Annotated in this window: 17 protein-coding genes; 16 read left to right on the plus strand and 1 reads right to left on the minus strand. The window is 44.5% G+C overall.

The annotated features are described in order from the left end of the window. From HPK16_RS12610 to ltrA, 15 genes are all read left to right on the plus strand, one after another. The coding region (locus tag HPK16_RS12610; RefSeq protein ID WP_343064818.1) for an immunoglobulin-like domain-containing protein at window positions 1–749 on the plus strand (749 nt) is incomplete at its 5' end. Window positions 750–952: 203 nt separating this feature from the next. After that, the gene (locus HPK16_RS12615; RefSeq protein ID WP_181677301.1) at window positions 953–1,909 is read left to right on the plus strand and encodes a zinc-binding dehydrogenase; all 957 of its coding nucleotides are present in this window, start codon (window positions 953–955) and stop codon (window positions 1,907–1,909) included. 176 nt (window positions 1,910–2,085) lie between these two features. Beyond that, complete coding sequence (gene coaBC, locus HPK16_RS12620; RefSeq protein WP_181677302.1) at window positions 2,086–3,291, plus strand: bifunctional phosphopantothenoylcysteine decarboxylase/phosphopantothenate--cysteine ligase CoaBC; 1,206 nt, start codon at window positions 2,086–2,088, stop codon at window positions 3,289–3,291. 1 nt (window position 3,292) lies between these two features. Next, a complete protein-coding gene (gene priA, locus HPK16_RS12625) occupies window positions 3,293–5,695 on the plus strand; it encodes a primosomal protein N' (protein WP_181677303.1) in 2,403 nt (800 codons plus the stop codon). Between the two features lie 13 nt (window positions 5,696–5,708). Beyond that, complete coding sequence (fmt, locus tag HPK16_RS12630) at window positions 5,709–6,653, plus strand: methionyl-tRNA formyltransferase (RefSeq protein WP_181677304.1); 945 nt, start codon at window positions 5,709–5,711, stop codon at window positions 6,651–6,653. Then, window positions 6,650–7,987, plus strand: a complete 1,338-nt coding sequence (gene rsmB / locus HPK16_RS12635) for a 16S rRNA (cytosine(967)-C(5))-methyltransferase RsmB (RefSeq protein WP_181677305.1) — start codon at window positions 6,650–6,652, stop codon at window positions 7,985–7,987. Before fmt ends, rsmB begins: the two co-directional genes overlap by 4 nt. 60 nt (window positions 7,988–8,047) lie before the next feature. After that, window positions 8,048–8,806, plus strand: coding sequence for a Stp1/IreP family PP2C-type Ser/Thr phosphatase (locus tag HPK16_RS12640; protein ID WP_181677306.1), 759 nt, complete (start codon window positions 8,048–8,050; stop codon window positions 8,804–8,806). Beyond that, window positions 8,803–10,761, plus strand: a complete 1,959-nt coding sequence (gene pknB, locus HPK16_RS12645; RefSeq protein ID WP_181677307.1) for a Stk1 family PASTA domain-containing Ser/Thr kinase — start codon at window positions 8,803–8,805, stop codon at window positions 10,759–10,761. Before HPK16_RS12640 ends, pknB begins: the two co-directional genes overlap by 4 nt. Before the next feature lie 3 nt (window positions 10,762–10,764). After that, window positions 10,765–11,652: a ribosome small subunit-dependent GTPase A gene (gene rsgA, locus HPK16_RS12650; protein WP_181677308.1), complete on the plus strand. Its 888-nt coding sequence runs from the start codon at window positions 10,765–10,767 to the stop codon at window positions 11,650–11,652. Window position 11,653: 1 nt separating this feature from the next. Continuing rightward, on the plus strand, window positions 11,654–12,310 hold the full coding sequence (gene rpe / locus HPK16_RS12655; RefSeq protein WP_181677309.1) for a ribulose-phosphate 3-epimerase: 657 nt from the start codon (window positions 11,654–11,656) through the stop codon (window positions 12,308–12,310). 756 nt (window positions 12,311–13,066) lie between these two features. After that, window positions 13,067–13,705 (plus strand): thiamine diphosphokinase, encoded by a 639-nt coding sequence (locus tag HPK16_RS12660; protein WP_181677310.1) that lies wholly within the window; start codon window positions 13,067–13,069, stop codon window positions 13,703–13,705. A gap of 13 nt (window positions 13,706–13,718) precedes the next feature. Then, on the plus strand, window positions 13,719–14,078 hold the full coding sequence (locus tag HPK16_RS12665; RefSeq protein ID WP_181677311.1) for a DUF1418 family protein: 360 nt from the start codon (window positions 13,719–13,721) through the stop codon (window positions 14,076–14,078). Continuing rightward, entirely contained in the window at window positions 14,078–14,581 is a 504-nt protein-coding gene (locus HPK16_RS12670; RefSeq protein ID WP_181677312.1) for a YqhG/Tai3 family protein, read from the plus strand. The genes HPK16_RS12665 and HPK16_RS12670 overlap by 1 nt, the downstream gene beginning before the upstream one ends. 122 nt (window positions 14,582–14,703) lie before the next feature. Further along, a complete protein-coding gene (locus HPK16_RS12675) occupies window positions 14,704–15,786 on the plus strand; it encodes a GntR family transcriptional regulator (RefSeq protein WP_181677313.1) in 1,083 nt (360 codons plus the stop codon). Between the two features lie 609 nt (window positions 15,787–16,395). After that, window positions 16,396–17,679 carry a group II intron reverse transcriptase/maturase gene (gene ltrA / locus HPK16_RS12680; RefSeq protein ID WP_181677314.1) on the plus strand — a complete coding sequence of 428 codons (1,284 nt, stop codon included), beginning with the start codon at window positions 16,396–16,398 and terminating at the stop codon, window positions 17,677–17,679. A gap of 99 nt (window positions 17,680–17,778) precedes the next feature. Here the strand turns inward: ltrA and HPK16_RS12685 are convergent, their stop codons facing one another. After that, on the minus strand, window positions 17,779–19,170 hold the full coding sequence (locus tag HPK16_RS12685) for a sugar porter family MFS transporter (RefSeq protein ID WP_181677315.1): 1,392 nt from the start codon (window positions 19,168–19,170) through the stop codon (window positions 17,779–17,781). Between the two features lie 216 nt (window positions 19,171–19,386). Here HPK16_RS12685 and HPK16_RS12690 point away from each other — a divergent pair, with 216 nt between their 5' ends. Then, on the plus strand, window positions 19,387–20,994 hold the full coding sequence (locus HPK16_RS12690; protein ID WP_181677316.1) for a xylulokinase: 1,608 nt from the start codon (window positions 19,387–19,389) through the stop codon (window positions 20,992–20,994). The last annotated feature ends 7 nt before the right edge of the window (window positions 20,995–21,001 follow it).

The following is a 21,001-nucleotide window of genomic DNA, read 5'->3' on the forward strand; positions in this document are numbered from 1 at the left end:
TACCAGCTGCTTTCAAACTGAAAACAGATACAAATGTGAAAGGTACTTTCACTGGAAGCGTGAAATATGTAGCGCTGAAAGTAGGCGATACTGTGTACAGTAAAGTAGCCGTTGTAGATGGCACTAACTGGCAGTACTATGCAAAAGATAAGATTACAGATGATAAAACAGCTGTTTCCGTTATCGGTTATGACAGCACAGGCACACAAATTGCAACTGCAACTGTAACGATCACACCAGAAAGTACTTCTACACTAACAGCAAGCACATACTTGTTAGGTACAGGTAATGTAACAGGAACATATACAGGAACAGTGAAATATGTGGCTGTTAAAATCAATGACACAACATACACTAAAGTCCCTGTTAACGCAGATGGCACGTACACTTACTACATCAAAGATAAAGTAACTAGTAAAGACGATGTTATCACAGTTCTAGGGTATGACTCAACAGGCGCTGTTGTCGCAGAAAAAGCAGTTACACTCGATCCAGGCGTTGCACCAACAATGAAAGCAGACGATTTCACGATCGGTACAACAAGAAATGTAACAGGAACGTTTACAGGCGGCATTAAATATGTCGGCATTAAAGTAGGCGACACAACGTACACTAAAGTCCCAGTAGCAGCAGATGGCACATACACTTACTATGCGAAGGACAAAATTACAGACGCAACAGAAGAAGTAACGGTTCTAGGCTATGACTCTGTCGGACTTGCTTTAGAAGTTAAAGTAACAGTTAAATAATTAAGTATGGAAGAGCAGAAGAAAGGATATGCCAGAGATGGCTATAACCTTTCTTCTGCTCTTTTATTTGCGCTTTTTTAGATTATAAAAAGAAGAATAGGAAATAAATATTTTGAGACATTATTAATTTTTTTAGCACAGATGACATGATGTTATGTTTTACTTCGTTTATAATGGATAAAACGGTTGAAAGTAGGGATTTGATGAAAGCGGTTATTTTAAATCAGCCAGGAAGTCCAGAAAATTTTATGTATACAGAAGTTGCTATGCCAAAAATAAAAGAAGGATGGTCTCTCATAAAAGTGAATGGCTTTGGAATCAATCATTCAGAAATATTCACACGGAAAGGGGAATCTCCAAGCGTTCAATTTCCACGGATATTAGGAATCGAGTGTGTTGGAATAGTGGCAGAAACAAGTGACGCGTCTCGTTTAGAAGTAGGTATGGCAGTGATATCAATCATGGGAGAGATGGGCAGAGCGTTTGATGGTAGCTATGCGGAGTATGTTCTTTTACCAAACGAACAAATATATCCTGTGGAGACAACGCTTTCGTGGGAGGAGCTTGCCGCTATACCAGAAACATTTTATACGGCATACGGTTCTTATTTATCGCTACAAATTAAGGATTCAGACAAAGTCTTAGTCAGAGCGGCTACGAGTGGCGTCGGGGTTGCATTCATGAAGATTGTGAAAGCGTTACATCCGAATATCCACATTGCTGGTTCCACGCGGCAGTTAGCAAAAGAGAACGTATTACGTAATAAAGGATTTAGCGATGTTATTGCAGATCAAGATGGGGATTTACAGACAGAAGAGAAGTTCGATAAAATATTGGAACTTATCGGCCCCGCTACTTTAAAAAATACACTGGGGTCCTTGCATGCGTATGGAATTATATGTAGTGTTGGTCAACTGGGCGGGAAATGGGAGTTAGAAGAATTTGATCCGATTTTTGAATTAAGAAATCATGCCTATTTGACTTCGTTTTATTCGGGGGATGTTTCTAATACTACGCTGAATGATATTTTGCGAATTATTGAGGAAAAGAAAATAGATGTGACACCAGAAAAAGTTTTCTCGTTAAACCAAGTAGCAGAAGCGCATCGTTATTTGGAGGTTGGTGGCAGTTTTGGGAAAGTGGTTGTGTTGAATAGTTGATTTTCTGTAAGTAGGTGCTGGATTAGCTGTTAAGAGACGATATTTAAAGATAAAGCTAGGATTTTCTCCATGTAATGAGGGATTCCTAGCTTTTTCTTCACCTTTCTAACCTCAAGCACTGTTTTTTCCTGCGTTAAAACGGTATAATTGACTGGAAGGTGAAAGAGGTGACCTAGATGTTAGATGGAAAAAATATCTTACTCGCGGTTTCTGGTGGAATCGCTGTTTATAAAGCTGTGGCGCTTACGAGTAAATTGACGCAGGCGGGCGCGAATGTGAAGGTGATGATGACGAAAAGTGCGCAGGAGTTTGTGCCGACGCTTTCGTTTCAGGTGCTGTCGCGGAATGATGTGTATACGGATACGTTTGATGAGAAGGATTCGGGTGTGGTGGCGCATATTAATCTTGCGGACTGGGCGGATCTTGTGATTGTGGCGCCGGCGACGGCGAATGTGATTGGGAAGATGGCGAACGGGATTGCGGATGATATGGTGACGACGACGCTGCTTGCGACGGAAGCGCCGGTTTGGGTAGCGCCAGCGATGAATGTGCACATGATTGCACATCCAGCTGTGGTGCGAAATATTAATCAGCTTTATGCGGACGGTGTTCGTTTTATTGAGCCGAGCGAGGGTTATTTGGCATGCGGGTACGTTGGGCGTGGCCGTTTGGAGGAGCCGGAGCGGATTGTCGGGCATTTGACGAACTTTTTTGCGGAGAAGAATACGGCGCTTGCTGGACGGAAGGTCGTGGTGACGGCTGGGGCGACGATGGAGAAATTGGACCCGGTGCGCTATTTTACGAATCATTCGACGGGCAAGATGGGCTTTGCGGTCGCGGAGACGGCGGCGAGATATGGCGCGGAAGTGTTGCTGGTGACGTCGTCGACGAAACTTGCGGTGCCGCACGGTGTTCAGGCGGTTTATATTGAGACGGCGCAGGAGATGTATACGGAAGTGATGAAGCATCAGGATTCGGCGGACGTTTTTGTGATGAGCGCGGCGGTTGCGGATTATACGCCAAAAGTGATTCATGAGCACAAAATTAAGAAGCAGCCGGGTGATTATGCGATTGAAATGGTGCGTACGAAGGATATTTTGGCGGAAATTGGTCAGAATAAGAAGGCGGAGCAGGTTGTGATTGGCTTTGCCGCGGAGACGCAAAATGTGAAGGAGAACGCGTTGAAAAAACTGCATGCCAAAAATGCGGATTTGATTGTAGCGAATAATGTGGCGCAAATTGGTGCTGGCTTTGGCGTGGATACAAATCAGGTGACTTTTTATGGGCAGGAAGATGCGGAGAAGGTTTTTCCGATGTTGTCTAAGCAAGAGGTAGCGCGCGAAATTATCGAACAGGCTGCGCGTTTGTTGGAGGAAAAATAAGATGGCAAAAGTGGCTCAAGTGATTGTGGATGTGCCGGCGATGCAGGTTGATCGGCCATTTGATTATCTGATTCCGGAGGCTTGGCAGGAGATTGTGCGGCCTGGGATGCGCGTTTCGGTGCCGTTTGGGAATCGGGCGTTGCAGGGCTTTGTTGTTGGAACGTCGGACACGAGCGAATTCGCGAAGTTGAAAGAGATTCGGGAAATGATGGATTTGGCGCCGGTTTTGAACGCGGAGCTTTTGGAGCTTGGGGATTGGATTTCCGAGGAGACGCTGGCTTACCGGATTACGGCGTATCAGGCGATGCTACCGGCGGCTTTGCGTGCGAAATATGAGAAGTACTTTGTGTTGTTGGATACGGAAAATGACGAGGCGGAGCGGCTTTTTGAAGGGTATGAAACGATGGATTGGAAACGGGCGGAACAGCTCGGAGCCTTGCCAACGCTGCAAAAGTGGATGAAGGACGGCATCGTTGAATTGGTATATCAGGTGAAAAACAAGGTGACGAAAAAAACGATGCGTGTCGTGAAACCGCGTGCGACTGTACAGCAATTAGAGGATGCGATCGCGGGGCTTTCGAAAGGTGCCAAAGCGCAGATCAAGATTTTGCAGTTTTTCCAGGTGTTTGATGAGGAATTTATTTCGGTGAAAGCGTTGCGGGAGAAGGTTCAGACGACGGATGCGACGATTCAGAAGGTGGCGGCGCTTGGCTTGATTGAAATAGTGGATCAGCATGTGTCGCGGGATCCGTATGAGCATCATGATTTTAAGGCAAGTACGCCGTTACCGTTATTGCCGGATCAGCAGGCGGCGAGGGACGCGATTGTGGCTTCGGCTGAGGCGGGAGTTCAGGAAACGTTCTTGTTGCATGGCGTGACTGGGAGCGGGAAAACCGAGATTTACTTGCAGTCGATTGAGGCGGTGCTCGCGGCTGGGAAAGAGGCGATTGTGCTCGTTCCGGAGATCGCGCTGACGCCGCAAATGGTGGAGCGTTTTAAACGTCGCTTCGGGAAATTGGTCGCGGTACTTCATAGCGCGCTTTCGGCGGGTGAGAAATACGATGAGTGGCGCAAAATTGAGCAGGGGAAAGCCAAGGTTGTTGTTGGGGCGCGTTCTGCAGTTTTTGCACCATTTTTGAAGCTTGGAATTATTATTATTGATGAGGAGCATGAAACGAGTTATAAGCAGGAGGATAATCCGCGGTATCATGCGCGGGACGTGGCGATTGAGCGGGCGAAGCGTTATGGTTGCCCGGTTGTGCTTGGTAGTGCGACGCCATCTTTGGAGTCGTTTGCGCGGGCTGGGAAGAAGCGGTATACGTTGCTCGAGTTGCCAACGCGTGTGAATGATACGGCGCTTCCAGAGGTTGAAGTGGTTGACATGAGTGAGGAATTGCGCAACGAGAACCGGACGGAATTTTCGCAAGTGTTATTGGAAAAAATCAAGGATCGGCTGGCGAAAAAGGAGCAGATTGTGTTGCTGCTGAATCGGCGCGGGTATTCGTCGTTTGTGATGTGTCGGGATTGTGGGTATGTCGTGGAATGCCCGAATTGTAGTATTTCGCTGACGTATCATCAGGCGCATAATCAGATGAAATGCCATTATTGCGGGTACCAGGAAGGTGTGCCGAACCATTGTCCGAGTTGCGAAAGTGAGCAGATTCGGTACTTTGGAACGGGGACGCAGAAGGTGCAGGAGAGTTTGGCAAAATTGATTCCGGAGGCGCGTGTGATTCGGATGGATGTGGATACGACGTCGAAAAAGGGCTCGCATGAGAAGTTGCTGAACCAGTTTCGGGATAAGGAAGCGGATGTGCTCTTAGGGACGCAGATGATTGCGAAAGGTCTGGATTTTCCGGATATTACGCTTGTCGGGGTTCTGAATGCGGACACGATGCTGAACTTGCCGGATTTTCGGGCGTCGGAGAAAACGTTCCAGTTGTTGACGCAAGTGAGTGGTCGCGCGGGACGGCATGAGTTGACGGGTGAGGTTATTGTGCAGAGTTATAACCCGGAACATTATAGTATCCAGTTTGCAAAGACGCATGATTATATTGGTTTTTACAACCACGAGATGCGCGTTCGTAAAATTGGCTCGTATCCGCCGTTTTATTATTTGACACTGATTAATGTAAGCGACGAGGATGAAATGAAGGCGGTTCGGACGATTCAGGAGATCACACAATTTTTGCAAGGGAAGTTGGGTCCGGATGCGATTATTCTGGGGCCGGTGCCGAGTTCGATTGCGAGGATTAAGAATAAATATCGCTATCAATGTATTATTAAATATAAAGTGGAGCCGGAACTGAAGACCGAACTGAAAAATATTTTACTGCACTATCAAAAAGAGCAAGTTAAAGGACTGACGATCACGATGGACGTGCAGCCGTTTGTGATGATGTAAAGGAGAAATGAGAATGACGAAAATAATTTTTATGGGGACGCCGGCGTTTTCGGTGCCTGTTTTAGAGCGAGTCGCGGATAAATATGAGGTGATTGCGGTCGTGACGCAGCCGGATCGTGCGGTGGGGCGTAAGCGTGTGTTGACGCCGCCGCCAGTGAAGGAAGCTGCGGTTGCGCGTGGGATTCCTGTCTACCAGCCGGAGAAGTTGCGCAGTTCGCCTGAATTGGATGAATTGATTGGACTTGGCGCGGATTTGATCGTGACGGCGGCATATGGACAGATTTTACCGAATGCGTTGTTGGAGTCGCCAAAACATGGTTGTATCAACGTCCATGCGTCGCTGTTGCCGGAGTATCGTGGCGGTGCGCCGGTGCACTATGCGATTTTGGATGGGAAAACGGAGACGGGCGTGACGATTATGTACATGGTCGAGAAGTTGGACGCTGGCGATATGTTGGCGCGCCGCAGTATTCCGATTACGGACGCGGATAATGTCGGGACGATGTTCGAGAAGCTGAGCGCGGTTGGTGCGTCGCTGTTGATGGATACATTGCCAGATTTGCTCGCTGGAAAATTGACGCCGGAGCCGCAGGACGCGAGCCTTGTGACATTTGCGCCGAACATTAAGCGGGAGCAGGAAAAAATCGACTGGGCGCGTGATGGTCGTGCAATTTTCAACCAGATTCGCGGGCTTTCGCCGTGGCCGGTTGCGTACACGACGCTTGCTGGGAATGCTTTTAAAATTTGGCAAGCGCGTATGGAAGAGACGGATAAACAAGCGTCGGCGGGACAAATTGTCTGGACGACCAAACATGATTTTGCGATTGCGACGGGTGATAAAACGGTTATCGTGCCGGAAATCGTGCAACCAGCAGGCAAGCAAAAAATGGCTGTTGCTGACTATATGGCGGGAGCCGGGCAACATCTAAATCTAGAAACAAGGTTCGGTGACATATGAAAAAACCAGAAACAGTCCGCGAAATAGCGTTGGACTTAATCGAGAAAATCGAAAATAATCAGTCGTTTAGTCATTTACTAATCAACGACGCGCTTAAAAATAGTGATTTAAATCAAATGGACCGTGGGCTTTTAACCGAGCTCGTTTACGGCACGACGCAACGACGTATCACGCTAGACTTTTACTTAGCGCCATTTTTGCGACAAACTCCTGAAAATTGGGTTTTGAATTTGTTGCGGTTATCGGTGTATCAGTTGGAGTTTCTCGATAAAGTTCCTGAGCATGCGATTTTGCATGAGGCGGGCGAAATTGCGCGTGAACGTGGGCATGATGGTGTGACGAAATTCGTGAATGGTGTGTTGCGAAATGTGATTCGTAAAGGTGTGCCAAAAATCGAGGATATTAGCAACGAAACGGAGCAAATCGCCGTGGAATCTAGTTTGCCGACATGGCTCGTGAAGCGTTGGATCGCGCAATTTGGTGCTGAGAAAACACGCGAAATCGGATTGTCCTTTTTAGAGGCGCCATCGCAGAGCATTCGTGTCAATGAAAATAAAGTGACGGTTGCGGAACTGCAAGCCGAGCTTTCCGCGCAAGGTATTGAAACGGAGCAAAACGCCTATATTCCAGAAGCTTTAATGATGGAACGCGGCTCGATTGCCGAAACCCAAGCTTACCATAACGGTCGTTGTACGATTCAAGATGAGAGTTCGATGCTTGTCGCACATGCTTTGCAACTCGAAGATGGTTTACGTGTGCTCGATGCATGTTCGGCACCAGGTGGGAAAACGACGCATATCGCTGAAAAAATGCATAATACGGGTGAAATTGTCGCGCTTGATATCCATCCGCATAAAACGAAACTTGTGAATAAAGCGGCGAAACGTCTTGATTTGACGAATATCACAACGGAAGTGTTGGATGCCAGAAAAGCGAGTGAACTTTTTGCACAGGAAAGCTTTGATCGTGTTTTGGTGGATGCCCCATGCTCTGGATTTGGCGTTTTGCGTCGTAAACCGGACATTAAGTACAGCAAAACGGAGTCAGATATCGATAATTTGGCGCGGATTCAGCAAGCAATATTAGCTGAGGTTGGCGCATTGCTTAAAGAAAATGGTATATTAATATATAGTACGTGTACGATTGACCAAACGGAAAACCGCGGTGTTGTGGAGAACTTCCTCAGAAATCATCCGGAATTCCAATTAGAACAAGTACACGTTCCTGAAAAAATGATTCCTTACGTACAAGGAGATTACCTCGAATTAGTGCCGACAGATATAGGAAGTGACGGTTTCTTCATCGCCGCATTCCGCAAAGTAACCAACAAATAAGCAATGGGAAGACCGTTTTTAACGTTTGAAATTTTCCCGGCAATGTGAGGTGTAAGTAATATGCATGCAGAATTTAGAACAGATCGAGGCAGAATCAGAAATCATAATGAAGATAACGGCGGCATTTTCGAAAATCAACTTGGAAATCCGTTAGTCATCGTTGCAGATGGAATGGGTGGTCACAGGGCTGGCGATGTTGCTAGTGAAATGGCTGTTCGTTTGCTTAGCGAGAAATGGCGAGATGTGGCGGATATGAAGTCTGCTGCGGAGATCGATTCATGGTTCCGCGAGGCTATTCAAGCTGTGAACGAGCAAATTTTGGCGCATGCAAAACAAGACCCAACACTTCAAGGTATGGGAACAACACTTGTTGCAGCCGTTTTTGCAAATAGTCAAATCATCGTGGCAAACGTTGGCGATAGTCGCGGCTACATTATGAAAAATGGCGTACTAGAACAGCTCACAGAAGATCATTCGCTCGTCAATGAGCTACTTCGTAAAGGGGAAATTACGAAAGAAGACGCGGAAAATCATCCACGCAAAAATATCTTGTTACGCGCGCTAGGGATCGAAGGAAATGTGGAGACGGATGTCTTTATTTTGCCATTTCAATCGAAGGATCAGTTGCTGCTTTGTTCGGATGGTTTATCCAATATGTTGACCAAACAGGAAATTGAAGCGATATTAACTAGTAAACGAACGCTCGCAGAAAAAGCGGACATTTTTATAACGAAAGCGAATGCCAATGGGGGAGAAGACAACATCACGGTGTTGCTTTTGGAACGGAATCTAGGGAAGAAAGGTAGGGATGTATCATGATGATCGGCAAGCGAATTAATGACCGTTACAAAGTTGTCAGCGCAATCGGTGGCGGCGGAATGGCCAATGTTTTTCTTGCACATGACATGATTCTTGATCGTAATGTGGCCGTGAAAGTGTTGCGTATTGATTTAGCAGATGAAAGTAACTTGATACGCCGTTTTCAACGAGAAGCACAATCAGCGACAAGCTTGGTGCATCCAAACATTGTTAGCATTTACGATGTAGGAGAGGAGAACGATCTTCACTACATCGTAATGGAATACGTAGAAGGAATGGATTTAAAGCAGTACATTCATGAAAACCATCCAATTCCATTCGAAAAAGCTGTGGATATCATGCTCCAAATCGTTTCAGCCGTTGCGGTAGCCCACAGTGCACATATCGTCCATCGTGATTTGAAGCCACAAAATATTTTAATCGACCATGACGGCGTTGTGAAAATTACCGATTTCGGTATCGCGATGGCACTCTCTGAAACTTCGATTACGCAGACCAATTCGCTACTTGGCTCGGTGCATTATTTGTCACCAGAACAAGCTCGTGGCGGGATGGCAACGCAAAAATCAGATATTTATTCACTCGGAATAGTGCTCTACGAACTGCTCGTTGGAAAAGTTCCGCATGATGGTGAATCGCCGGTTTCGATTGCAATCAAGCATTTACAAGCCAGCATCCCATCGATTCGTGATGAGAACGAAGCAGTTCCACAAAGTTTGGAAAATATCGTGATTCGCGCAACTGCCAAAGATCCATTTTTGCGCTATCAAACTGCCGAAGAGATGAAAGCCGATTTAAAAACAGCGCTCGATCCAGAGCGGCGCAATGAGCCGAAATACGTATTCCCGATGGATGATGGCGAAACGAAAACGATTCCCATTATTGCAACGAAAAGCGCGATGCAAAACCTCGATAATACGGTGGTTAGCGCCGCAGAAAAACCAGAAGAACCGACCGAACCACCGAAAAAGAAGAAGAATAACAAAAAGAAAATCTGGATTATATCCGCGGTTGTTCTTTTATTCGCGATTATCGTCGTTGCGCTCTGGCTCATGGGCCGTCCACCAGCTACGGTGAAAATTCCAAACGTGGCAAATGACACGAAAGAAACCGCTGTGCAAAAACTGCAAGATGCGGGCTTTGTCGTTGGAGAAACGTTTGAGAAGAACAGCGATAAAGTAGAGGAAGATAAAATCATCGAAACCGACCCTGAAATTGGAACAGGCGAAGAAAAAGGCTCGACGGTCAACCTATATATGAGTATTGGCGCGAAAAAAATCACAGTAGAAGATTATACTGGCAAGACATATGACACAGTGAAGCAAGTATTGGATCAGCAAGGCTATAAAAAAGTCAGTTACACCGAAGAATATAGCGATTCCGTTGATTCCGGCGTAATTATTTCGCAAGACCCATCATCCGGAAGCGAAGTCGTTGCCGCAGATACAGAAATTTCGTTTGTAGTGAGTAAAGGCCCGCAGCCGTTGACGTTAAAAGACTTATCAGGATTTAACCAAGTAGGCTTAGACGACTACGCGAGTTCCAACGACATTACTATTTCCGTTGGTAGCGAAGAATATTCCGATACGGTCGGCGCTGGCCAAGTTATTTCGCAAAAACCGGAAGCAGGCGCCTCGTTAAATAATGGCGACAAAGTGACCGTTGTGATGAGTAAAGGCCCGAAAGAAAAAGAAGTGAAGACGGTCAAACGGACAATTACTATCAAGTATGAGCCGGAAGACCCAGCTGCAAATCCGCTCGTACCACAGCATATTCAAATCTATATCCAAGACAAGAATAACAGTATGACGACAGCCTACAAAGAAATGGATATCACGAAAGATACAACCGAGACGCTATCCTTTGATATTGAAGAAGGCACACAAGGTGGGTATAAAGTCGTTCGCGATAATACCGTTATTTTAGAGGAAACCATTGATTATCCAAATTCATAAGAAATGAAGGTGACTTTTCTGGAAGGACAAATTATGAAGGCGTTAAGCGGTTTTTATTACGTTTATTGCGAGGGCAAAACCTATCAATGTCGCGCGCGTGGTAATTTTAGAAAGCGTGGATTGACACCACTCGTCGGCGATCATGTCGTTTTTCAAGCAGATAATTTAAAAGAAGGCTACGTGCTAGAGCTACTTCCTCGGAAAAATGCGCTAGTACGTCCGCCAATCGCGAATGTAGAGTTAGCCCTGCTCGTTTTCTCAGCAGTAGAGCCGGATTTCTCAGCTAATTTAGCAGACCGGTTCCTCGTAGCGATTGAGTTGGAAGATGTGGAACCCGTTATTTGTATCAGCAAAATGGACTTGGCGGATGAAGCGCGTAAAGCGGAGATCGCCGAGTACCAAGCGATTTATGAAGAAGCGGGATACCAAGTGTTGTTAACGAATACGGACATCGATAAAAAAGCTGTTCTTGACGTTATCGCTGGGAAAATTGCTGTGATTGCAGGCCAATCCGGTGTTGGAAAATCAACTTTATTGAATGCGCTCAATCCGAATTTAGATATTGAGACAGGCGTTATTTCCTTCGTATTAGGACGCGGAAAACATACGACACGCCACGTGGAATTGATGACAATTGGCGAAGGTTTTATTGCTGATACACCAGGTTTTAGCTCGATTGAAATGGACGACTTAACGACTGAAAATCTCCAATTTTGCTTTCCAGAAATAGACCGACGTCGCGGCGAATGCAAATTCCGCGGTTGCGTTCATGAAAATGAGCCGAAATGCGCTGTGAAAACGGCTGTCGAGAACGGCGAAATTGCAGCTTTTCGGTACAAACATTACATTCAAATTTTAACCGAAGTCAAAAACAAAAAAGAGAGGTATTAACATGGGAAAAATAGCTCCATCGATACTTAGCGCAGACTTTGCCAATTTAGCAGCAGACATTAAGGAAGTGGAAGGATATGGCGCAGACTACATTCACGTCGATGTCATGGACGGACATTTCGTACCTAACATTACATTTGGACCGAGCGTTGTCAAAGCGATTCGACCAGTTACGAAGCTACCACTAGACGTGCATTTGATGATTGAAAACCCAGATTTATATATTCCAGAATTCGCGAAAGCCGGCGCAGACTATATTTCTGTACATGTAGAAGCCTGCACACATTTACACCGAACATTGCAGTTAATCCGTTCCTTTGACGTGAAAGCAGGCGTTGTTCTAAACCCAGCGACACCGATTGAAACGATCAAACACGTGTTGGAAGAAGTCGATTTGATCCTATTTATGACGGTGAACCCAGGGTTTGGCGGACAGAGTTTTATTAAAGAAGTGCTACCAAAAATTACAGCCGCGAAACAAATGATTGAAGAAAAAGGCCTGAACATCGAGATTGAAGTAGACGGCGGCGTGGATGATAAAACCGCCCCACTATGCGTCGCAGCCGGCGCCGATGTCTTTGTTGCCGGATCGTATATATACGGGAATAAGGATCGGGAGAAAGCCGTGGATAAATTGAGAGAGATTGTGGGGGAATAATGAAAAGCTGAAAGAGTGAAAAGCTGAAACGGCCCGTTCAGCTCCGAAAAAAACTGGAGCGGCCGCAGTAAAAAGCCGATCTTGCTTTTTATGGAGGGCGTGAAGTTTTCGAGGAGTTGGCCGTTGAAGCTAGATCTGGAAATGATGATACGTCAAAAACCAGAGCGTTCCCGCAAACAGGATTGCTGAACTATGAATAACCACCCAATTATTATCAGTCCACCGCATCAGCTCCAGTTTTCGAAGTTTTAGCCAAAAGGAAGGCAGTCTCATTGCATTCCACTGCATATTGAAGTTCTAAAAAAGCAAACGACGCTTTTCAAGAACCACAACAAAGCTAGATCAAGTGAAAAGCTGAAACGGCCCGTTAGACCCGAAAAAATTTGTTAGGGGCCGCAGTGAAAACCCGCACTTGGTTTTTGCGGAGGGCACGAAAATTTCGAGGGTCTGGCCGTTGAAGCTAGATCTGGAAACGATGATACGTCAAAAACCAGAGCGTTCCCGCAAACAGGATTGCTGAGCTATGAATAACAACTCAACTAGTATCAGTCCACCACGTCAGCTCCCGTTTTCGAAATTCTAACCAAAAGGAAGGCAGTCTCATTGCATTCCACTGCATATTGAGTTTCTAAAAAAGCAAACTAGTATCAGTCCACCACATCAGCTCCAGTTTTCGAAGCTCTGGCTAAAAGAAATCACTTTCACCGCATTCTCATTCATATTAAGCCACTAATCAAGGAGGGGGAGATAAATCCAATGAAAACCTTACATATCATGGTCGGAGGTCCAGAGTCGGAGCTCCCTGATATATCAAAATACGACAAAAAAATTCCGTGGATCGGCGTCGACCGTGGCGCCATCCGCCTTACAGACCGTGGCATCACACCAATAATCGCGATGGGCGACTTTGATTCTCTGTCCAAACCAGAATTATCCCACCTAAAAACAATCACAGAAGTTACCGAATTCCCAGCCGAAAAAGACGAAACAGATACTGAAATAGGTCTCCAGTGGGCGTTGACACAAAAACCAGACCTCATTCGCATTTTTGGCGCAACGGGTGGTCGTCTCGATCACCTACTTGCTAACATTATGATGCTTATGCAGCCTCGGTTTCTAGACGTCATCTCAAAAATCGAGCTAATCGATCGCTATAACTACATCAAAATGTACAAACCAGGTGAATACACCGTCTCCCGAATGCCCGATAAAAAATATGCCGCCTTCATAACGATGGCAGACGTAAAGAAACTCACATTAAAAGACTTCAAATATCCACTCACAGAAGCCAATTATCCATTTGGAGCCGCACTCTCCAGCAACGAATTCACCGGAGAACAAGGCACATTCTCATTCCAAACAGGCTTAATCCTATTTATCCAAAGTAATGACTAGAAGGAGTATCGCAATGAAAGATAATACAGCTTTAATCGCAAAAAGATCCAAAATAGCCCTGATTGTTACGATTATCGGACTCGTTTTAAGCGTTCTTGTACAAATTTCCACCTTTATTAATCTCGGAAAAAGTAGCACAAATCCGTTATATAATGCCTTGATGAGCATGACCTATATTGGTATTTTCTTCATGATTATTGCGGCAGTTGGACTTGTCTTCCTAATCAAAAAAAGCTACTATAAAGCGGGATTGACACTAACTATCACTGGAATTGCATGCGCCATATTTGTCAATCCATTTCCAGGAATCGCTATTCTTATCGGTGGTGTCATTGTGTCAAATGTAGACAAATTAGAAAAAGGCGAGCGCTGATGAGAAAAAGTTTATTAATCTTGCTTTTTAGCTGCATGCTTCTCGGACTTTCCGCCTGTTCCACTGCTCCAAATGGTTTGAATGACAACAAGAGCGCGAGTCCTGATAAAGCGGCAGACGAACTAGCAACACAGACAATCGAAGCTATTTTCAATAAAGATGCAGTAAGTGTGCAAAAAAATTCAGTGGCGAATCAAAAATTTGACTTGCCAACCTATAAAAGCTCGTATCAAGAGGTGCAAAAGGAAAATGACTACTTGTACGGCGCATACTACCAAAAAGATAAGATTTATTATTTATTCACATTCATCGATAAAGAAAAGCCTGAAAAATTAGAGTTAACATTGCAAAAGGTGGACAATACTTGGCAACTGGTGGCGCTAACTCCATGGCATACAAAAGGAACCAACTTGACCGAAAAAGAAATTTACAATAAGATTGGCAAAGGAACCGGCGACGATATTCGAATTTTCGAGCGGGGCGCTAATTTTATGCGGATATAGGAAACTGGGATCTAGCAAAAGACACGATGTTAGATTCCGATTTTCTTTTTGCAGAAGGGAATTTATTTATACATAAATTTAGTAGAGAAAGCAAACGGTGGGATGCGGAAAGGAATAGATGTATGAATCAATCTAAATACCAAGTTATTGCGGAAGATATACGTACAAAAATCTTATCGGGAGACTATCCTCAAGATACGGCGATTCCGCCTGAATTGAAACTTCAAAAAGACTACGGAGTGAGCCGCCATACTGTTCGTCAAGCCATCGCGGTACTAGTTAATGAAGGGTTACTGCGAAAAGAAAAAGGCTCAGGCACCTACGTAGATAACCACTATAAAGCGGAACAGACAAATAGAAAGAAAAGTGAGCATAAAACAATCGGCGTTATTACGACGTATTTATCCGACTATATTTTCCCGTCAATCATCCGTGGCATCGAACAATCGCTGCGCAGTGACAATTATTCCTTATTGTTAGCGAGTACGAACAATGATTACGCAGCCGAAAAAGAGTGCCTGCAAAAAATGATTGATCAAGGTGTGGATGGACTCATTGTTGAGCCGACGAAAAGTGCGCTGTATAACCCGAATTTAGCGCTGTATGTTAGTTTACGTGAACGGGGAATTCCAATTGTTATGATTAATGCGCGCTACGAGGAATTAAATACCCCGTATATTTGTGTTGATGATGTTTCGGTGGGATATTTGGCGACAGAATTCCTCATTAAGAAGCAACATAAAAAACTTCTTTTTGTCACGAAAACCGACGATTTACAAGGGAAATATCGCTTAAAAGGTTTTATCGAAGCTTGTGAGGCCTATGAAATCCAATTTTCTGAAGGTGATGTTATTACGTATACGACAGAAACGCGGACACAGGTCATCCATCAAATTTTAGAGCGGCTTGGTCAAAAAGATGTGACGGGAATTGTTTGCTACAATGATCAAATTGCGAATTTGCTTGCCACGGAATTGATGGAGAGAGACTACAAAATTCCAGCTGATTTCTCGATTATTGGGAATGATGATTCGTCATTGAGTCGACTTGGTAGCGTTAAGTTAACGACGCTAAGTCATCCTAAAGAAGAGATGGGAAAAGACGCAGCGAATTGGATCGTGCGCACAATTGAGACGGGGATCCCAGAGGAAAATATTTGCTATAAACCGGTGCTCATTGAGAGGGACTCGGTTAAAGGAATATAAGAAAACAGGATGAAAAAAATCCAAACAAGATAAAATCGCCTTACCCATTATTTTGGGTAAGACGAAAATTATGCTATACACAAATCGAGCGCTTTCGCTCGATTTTTTTGGTTTGCCCAGCATGGGCAAACTCTAATGGGTGAAAGTCCCGAGTGCGACCAAGTAGTGGTAAGCACCTAGCCAACAGCAAGGGTGTCCATGGTGACATGGAATCTGAAGGAAGCTTGAGGCAAATCTCTGGTCCGACGAACAGAAATCACATAGAAGGCGTCATGCAAGGATAAGGTTGCCAAAGAAACTAAAGTCCAATAACTACTAGAAAAAAAATTGCATGGTGTAAATGTGGCGGATAGATGGAGAGAAAGAGTTTGCACCTTAACTGGGGAGGTCTCACGACTCTAACCCAAAAGCTTATAGTGATATAAGTCTGGATTGTGAGAAGTCAGCAGAAACCATAGTAGTGAAGACGTCTTCCGAAAGGAAGAAAGAGCGAAGGGTGGAACAATTTTATCGTTAGGATATTCGTGATTGGAAAATAGGAAAAGACCACTGGCAGAAGATGCAGGAAAGTGGATACTAATTTTACGAGAAAAGGAAGGAATAACAGACATGTATGAACCAACATTATTGGCACAAATAGTAAATCCAGATAATTTAAATCAGGCTTACAAACAAGTCATGAAAAACAAAGGAGCCGCGGGTGTAGATGATATGCCTATTACCGCATTAAAAGCGCACTTAAGCCTCCACAAGGAAACGCTTATTCATCAGATACAGCAAAGAGAATACCATCCACAACCAGTCAAGCGCGTGGAGATTCCTAAAGCAAATGGTGGTGTACGTTTGTTAGGAATACCTACGGTCACAGACCGCTTTATTCAGCAAGCGATTGCGCAAGTGTTGACACCGATCTTCGATAAGGATTTTCACGTTAACAGTTATGGATTTCGCCCCAAGCGTTATGCAGAGATGGCTATTCTCCAATCATTAGAGAACATGAATGATGGGTATGAATGGCTCGTTGACATCGATTTAGAGCGTTTCTTTGACACCGTACATCATGATAGACTCATGAACATTGTCGCAAGGACAGTGAAAGATGGTGATGTTATATCACTCGTGAGAAAATTCTTAGTAAGTGGTGTTATGGTGCAAGAAGAGTATCAAGAAACGATTATCGGCACTCCGCAAGGTGGCAATCTATCTCCACTCCTTAGTAATATTATGCTGAATGAGCTAGATAAAGAGCTAGCGAGTCGGGAGTTACGTTTTGTAAGATATGCAGACGACTGTCTTATTTTTGTGAAAAGCGACATGGCTGCTCGACGCGTCATGCGTTCTGTAAGCAAATTTATTGAGGAAACATTAGGGCTTATCGTCAATGTGACGAAGAGTAAAGTCAGAAGACCAGAAGATGAAGAAACGAAGTTTCTAGGGTTCGGATTTTATTATGATTGGCAGGACCGTTTATACAAAGCAAGACCACATAAGTTGTCCTTGCAGGAACTGAAATTTAAATTGAAGCGCCTCACTAGAAGAGCTTGGGGAATATCAACAAAGTGCCGAGTAGCTAGAATTAATTCTCTGATTCGTGGTTGGGTTAACTACTTTAGAATCGGAAAAATGAAGCAACATTTAAAACAGATAGATGCGAATACACGTGTGAGGTTAAGGATATGTATTTGGAAGCAGTGGAAGACTCCGAAGAATAGACGGAAAAACTTAATGAAGCTTGGGATGAGTCGGTACGAGGCTTACAAATATAGCTACACCAGTAAATCCTATGCTAGAGTTGCGTATTCATGGATATTAACAACAACTATCACGAATCAGCGACTCGCTAAATTTGGGTTAATATCAGCAACTGAGCACTATAGTAACATACATGTTTAGTATAAAATTGAACCGCCGTATACGGATCCGTACGTACGGTGGTGTGAGAGGTCGGAGCCGTTAGGCTCCTCCTACTCGATTTATGCCCAGCCTCTTGCCTTATATACGAACTTCTTTGGCAATCTGTTTACCATCTTGTTCAATTTCTTCAAGTGTACGCCCACGTGTTTCTGGAACGAAGAAACGAATGAATAACACGCCTAGGAAGCATATAATTCCAAAAATAGCGAATACGAGTTCTTGTGGCATATACGCTGTCATAATTGGGAAAAGTAGCCCGACAAGGAAAGAGCCAATCCAGTTGAAGGAGGAGGCTAGCCCAGATGCACGACCGCGAATCGCGAGTGGGAAAATTTCGCCGACAATAACCCAGGTTAATGGTGCCCACGTACAAGAATAGAAAGCCACATAAACACAGAGGAAAACGAGCATAATCATTGGGCTGGCATCGGATTTTACAAACGTATTGATAATGGCTGGCAGGATGAAGGAAAGTCCCATCACGGCTCCACCAACAGTCAATAAGGTTCGGCGGTTAAATTTGTCTGCAATGACTAAGAAGAAAAGTGCACCAAGAACAAGAATGACCCCTTGAATAATCGGCCACATAAGTGCTTCACTTGCAGAATGTCCGGTTGCTTTTTCAACGATTAATGGAATGTAGTAAAAAATAGCATTGGCTCCTTGGAATTGTTGGAAAGCAGCAACCCCAATTCCAGCGAAAACAAGTGCCCGGTAACGACCGGTGAGGAGGGTTCCCCAAGTGGTTGTGTGTGCTATTTTCTCCTCTTGCTGAGCGGTTTTAATGATTTGATCTAGTTCTTGGTCGACTTCTGTTGGTTTGCGAATATAGCCAAGAACTTTACGAGCTTCGTCCAATTTTTTAGATTTTACAAGGAAACGCGGTGATTCGGGAAGTGCCATGACGCCAAAGAAAAGAATAACTGCTGGAACCGCTGCCAATCCAAGCATCAAGCGCCAAGCCCACATCTCAGGTAGTCCTTTTAGAAGAAAGTCGATGATGTACGAAAGAAGCATTCCCGAAACTATCATCACTTGGTTGATCCCTGACAAACGTCCACGTAGCTTGGCCGGCGCCATTTCAGACATATAAGAAGGCACAAGTGCAGACGCAGCTCCAACCGCTAATCCAAGCACAACTCTAGCGCCAATTAAGTAATATTCGCCATTATGTGGAGCGATTCCACATAGAATAGACCCGATGACAAAAATAACAGCTGAAATTAAAATCATCTTGCGTCGTCCTAGTCTGTCAGATAGTATTCCAGCCATTGCGCCACCGAATATGGCTCCTAGCATGACCGCGGATGTGATCCAACCTATTAGTCCGGCATGTCCAGTGAGGTTCCAGTCATCTTGCAGAAATGGGAGTGCTCCGGTCATTACCCCGATATCGTAACCAAACAAGATTCCTCCAAAAGCGCCAAAAAAGTAAATAAATGATGCGGAAATTTTCTTTTCTTTTTTCATGTTGCGTTCAACCCCTTCTTTTCATAATAGTTTTAAAATAAATGGATTACGCTTTATGTAAGCATTTTCATTCTACAATATTTGTTCGTACATATCAAGTGATTTTATTGATTTTTTATATTTTATTATTGACATGTACGTACAAAAGAGTTAAATTTAGAGTGTAAGCGTTACTAAAAATCGTGGATTGGACTACGTTTTAAGGAGGTTTTTAAAATGAGTACAGAAGAAGTAAAAGCTCGAGAAATGTTGGACATTATTGATGGCCGTACATCTTTAGGCATTGAATTTGGATCAACGCGAATTAAAGCGGTTTTGATGGATTCTACCTTTAGCGCAGTGGCTACTGGAAGTTATGAATGGGAGAATCAATTAGAAAATGGTGTTTGGACATATTCACTTGATTCTATTTGGAAGGGCTTACGTATGAGTTATCGCAAGCTAGCATCTGAAGTTTTTGAAAAGTATGGTGAGACGCTTTCATCCGTGGGCGCCATTGGATTTAGCGCTATGATGCACGGTTACATGGCTTTTGATGCGGATAAGCAATTGCTGGTCCCATTTCGGACGTGGCGTAACTCGATGACGGAAGAAGCGGAAAAGAAATTGACGGAGCGCTTTAGTTACAATATTCCGCAGCGTTGGAGTATTGCTCATTTGTACCAGGCAATTTTGAATAAGGAAGCGCACGTTGGTGGAATTGATTATTTAACGACGCTGGCTGGTTACATACATTGGCAATTGACTGGTGAGCGGAACATTGGGGTTGGTGACGCCTCGGGGATGTTTCCAATTGATATGGAGACGAAAACCTACAATCAAAAAATGGTTGCAGCGTTCGAACAATTAGCTGAACAGGAAGGGATTACGTTAGATTTGGATGCGATTTTACCTCATGTATTTCTTGCTGGAAATGAGGCGGGTAAGTTGACGCAGGAGGGCGCTTATTTGCTTGATCCAACGGGTAATTTGAAGCCTGGGATTCCGATTTGTCCGCCAGAGGGAGATGCGGGAACGGGCATGGTTGCAACGAATAGCGTGGCGAAGCGAACAGGTAATGTATCTGTTGGAACGTCTGCTTTTGCGATGATTGTACTCGAAAAAGAGCTTCAAGCGGTCTATCCAGAGATTGATTTGGTGACGACGCCATCTGGGGATCTTGTAGGAATGGTGCATGCCAATAATTGTTCGTCGGATATTAATGCATGGATGAATCTATTTCAAGAAGTGACGGAGACGTTGGGATTTGAGCTTAGTAAAGACAGGTTATTTTCTGTGTTGTTAAAAGAGGCGCTAAATGGTGATTCTGATTGCGGTGGCTTGCTTTCTTACGGTTATTATTCCGGTGAAAATATCACGGGCATGAATGAAGGTAGACCGTTATTCGTTCACTCGCCAGACAGTCGATTTAATTTGGCGAATTTTATGCGCGTGCATTTGGCTAGCGCATTTGGTGCGATGCGAATTGGGCTGGATATTTTAAAACAAGAGGACATTCAAATTGATACATTAGTTGGGCATGGCGGAATTTTTAAAACGCCTGAGGTTGGACAGCGTATTCTTGCGGCCGCGATGAGAGCGCCGATTACTGTGATGGATACGGCGAGTGAAGGTGGCGCATGGGGTATTGCGTTGCTCGCTTCGTATATGAAAGCTAGCTCGGGAGAATCGTTGGATGAATTTTTGGCGCAGCAGGTGTTTAAAGAGGACCAAGGTGTGACACTTGAACCGACGGAAGATGAGATGGCTGGTTATGACGTGTTTTTGAAACGTTACCTTGCAGGGTTATCGATTGAAAATGAAGCGATTGAAAAATTAATTTAGACAGGAG

This window comes from Paenilisteria rustica, assembly GCF_013820765.1.
GTDB classification, from domain to species: Bacteria; Bacillota; Bacilli; order Lactobacillales; family Listeriaceae; genus Listeria_A; species Listeria_A rustica.